The following is a 438-nucleotide window of genomic DNA, read 5'->3' on the forward strand; positions in this document are numbered from 1 at the left end:
ACCCTCCTTCGGTGGCGCGTATGGCGCTGCTGGCCTGCGCATCGGCTGTGGCGCCTTCGCTGGCTTGTCCCTGGGTCTGTGCGCTCGCCTGCAGCACTTTGCCGATGTGCTCCAGCCCTGCGATGGCGGGCAAGTCCCTGGGCGGCTCGGGCTCTTCGGGCAGGTCTGCCTTTTGCGTGCGCGCGCTTTGGGCCAGCTGGCGTGTCAGCTCCAGCGCTTGCTCCAGTTGCTCTTGCTCGCTGTCTCCGGCCAGCAGCTCGCCTTGCCCCTGCGGCTGTGCGTGGGCGCTGATGAGCACACCGCTACCGCCTCGCACTGCGCCTTGCGCGCTGCTTGCCAGCTCGGCCCCATGGCCCCGGCCTGCGCCGCGGGCATTGTCGTCTTGCTGGCGGTGCGCACCCAGGTGCACGCGGCTGCTGGCCTGGGTGGTCATCAGTC

Annotated in this window: 1 protein-coding gene; it reads right to left on the reverse strand. The window is 70.1% G+C overall.

What is annotated here, in order from left to right; translation table 11 throughout:
- Positions 1 to 438 (reverse strand): type VI secretion system Vgr family protein (locus tag QEP11_RS15635; RefSeq protein ID WP_284337582.1); only part of this gene is annotated, 438 nt, incomplete at both ends.

The organism is Comamonas halotolerans, assembly GCF_030162935.1.
GTDB classification, from domain to species: Bacteria; Pseudomonadota; Gammaproteobacteria; order Burkholderiales; family Burkholderiaceae_C; genus Comamonas; species Comamonas halotolerans.